This window comes from Candidatus Hydrogenedentota bacterium, assembly GCA_012523015.1.
Lineage (GTDB): Bacteria > Hydrogenedentota > Hydrogenedentia > Hydrogenedentales > CAITNO01 > JAAYBJ01.
Genome location: JAAYJI010000176.1, coordinates 1 through 2,198, shown reverse-complemented (window position 1 = coordinate 2,198; position 2,198 = coordinate 1). Strand labels below are relative to the sequence as shown.

2 protein-coding genes are annotated in these 2,198 nt (G+C 53.8%); both read right to left on the bottom strand.

What is annotated here, in order from left to right; genetic code table 11:
* Positions 1-92: 92 nt before the first annotated feature.
* On the bottom strand, positions 93-1,067 hold the full coding sequence (locus GX117_07770) for a SufBD protein (GenBank protein ID NLO33236.1): 975 nt from the start codon (positions 1,065-1,067) through the stop codon (positions 93-95).
* Complete coding sequence (locus GX117_07765) at positions 1,064-1,801, bottom strand: ABC transporter ATP-binding protein (GenBank protein ID NLO33235.1); 738 nt, start codon at positions 1,799-1,801, stop codon at positions 1,064-1,066. Before GX117_07765 ends, GX117_07770 begins: the two co-directional genes overlap by 4 nt.
* Positions 1,802-2,198 lie beyond the last annotated feature (397 nt).

Genomic DNA, 2,198 nt, shown 5'->3' with positions numbered 1-2,198 from the left:
TACCAACATCTATAATATAGTGTATCGTTTACGGCATAATAAAGTCAAATAGCTGCGCCGAGCGGCAACAGGCGCTTGTCCTGTCCTTCCGCTCAGACCGATGTCAGGGAATCCCGTGTCCAACGTTCTTTTTTGCTCAGCAAGCCCTCAATAATGAGGTCGGTCGCCTCATCTTCATCCAAACCGCGGCTGAGCAGGGTCTGCAGCTGTCGCGAATCCACACTGCCAATCGCTGCTTCGTGGGTGATGTGAGCGCTGGGATTGCGCACTTCCACCGTTGGCACTGCCCGCGCCGCCGCCGCGTCCAACACGATTTCTTTACAGTCTACATGGCCGCGGGAACGGTCGCCTGTCGCAACAAGATCACTGTAAATTTCTGCTTGGGCACGGTCACGCAAAGCGATGTGGGAGATGAGCGCCGCCCGCGCGTCTGCTCCTTCCAACAGCGCTTTTTCACCTATAATAATAGAATCATCTTCGCGGCCGTTGATGCGCGTGGTCATTTCGACCACGCTCCGCGCATGACACACCGCTTCATAGAGGAAATCGATTTTGCCGGCACGGCCCTTGATCAATTCAAATTCGGTCGTGAATTCAGCGTCCTCGTGAACAGTTACTTGGGTGCGCGGGATGACCGATACGCCGCCGGAAGCGCCATGCACATGCCGTTCGAAATAGGCGTAGCGCGCGCCCGGCTCCACGACGATGGTAGCGTCCATGGTGTGGCGCACATTAAGCGCGTTCGGGAAGGTGCAGTGAGCGAGGAAAGAGGCACGGGCCTCTTCTTCAATACGAATGTCCAGATTGATGTGTTGGCGGCCTGTTTCCGGCAGCACACCGAAACAGATATGAACGGGTTTTTCAAGCTGCACGCCCGCGGCCAACCGTAAGATGCCGTTAATCCCCTCATCCGTTTCTTCCACATCCATGTGGAGCCCGGGAACCAGCTTCAAACCGACCACATGGTTCTCATGGATTTCGATGCGCGCCACGTCGCTGCCAAAACCATGTTCAGAATCCATACCCACGGAGGCGAGCAGCTCCGCCACAATATCTTTTGTACTCATGCTTTTATCTCCGCAGCCAGGGGTTGGTTCACGTGGTCACAGACAAAACATTTATCGACGAAATATTTGCCAACTTTGTTGACGCAGCCCTGTTCTTGGAGTTTGCCTTGGCAGATAAGAAAAGCGTGGTCGGCTTGGGCAAGGACAGACATGCTGTGGGTGATCATGATCACGGTCACCCCCTGATCCTTCAAGCGGCGCAGTCCTTTAAAGATATACTGTAAGGCTTCTACATCGATGCCGGAATCGGGTTCATCCATGAGAATCAACCGTGGTTCCATGGCAAGGATGGAAGCCAGTTCTATGCGTTTGCGTTCACCGCCGCTTAAGGTGCGGTCCACGCTGCGGTTCACATAACGATCCGGATCCAGACCCAGCGCCTCCAATAATTCCCGTACATAAGACAAATCTTTACAGGCGGAGCCGGCCGTTATAAAACGTGGTACCGACAGTCCTTCAAAGCGGGCAGGTTCTTGCCAAGCCAGTGTGATGCCGCGCCGCGCCCGTTCAAAGACGGGCATACCCCGCAGCGATTCATCATTGTAAAGGATATCCCCGTCGTAGGTGGTGTAGCCTTCCAGACCCATGATAGCGCTGGCAAGGGTTGATTTGCCCGCGCCGTTGGGGCCGATCACGGCGTGGATATGCCCCCGCCAAAAATCGATGGAGAGATCGTCTAAAATGCGTTTACCGTCGAAGGACAGGCTCAGATTACGGACAGACAAAATATTCATAGGTATTCCGGTTTCTGTGAGAAGCTTTTGTTGTCACCCATTGTGTATACGTAAATGAGGAAGGTAAGTTGTGCCGGCACCGCGCCGCAATGCTGTCTATGGTACCACAAAAACCCGGCGCTATGTCTACATGGTCTGATCTATTCACTGCGCTGCCCTTTAAAAAAAGATGTAGGAGCAATGCACTGCCCTTTCTAAAATTCTTGTTGCTCGCTGGTTGCCAACTTTATAGTTGGGAACCCAATAGGGCGCGAAATTTCATTTCGCAAAATTCCACAAAGGCTTTGATCGTCCATGCAATCTGTGGCGTATGCCCAAGGCCCAAGTTGTCGGTGGCGGTGCGGGCGGTGCGGGCGCAATCCCTAGGTCTTGCTCTATGCCCGCGTCGCTGCAACAC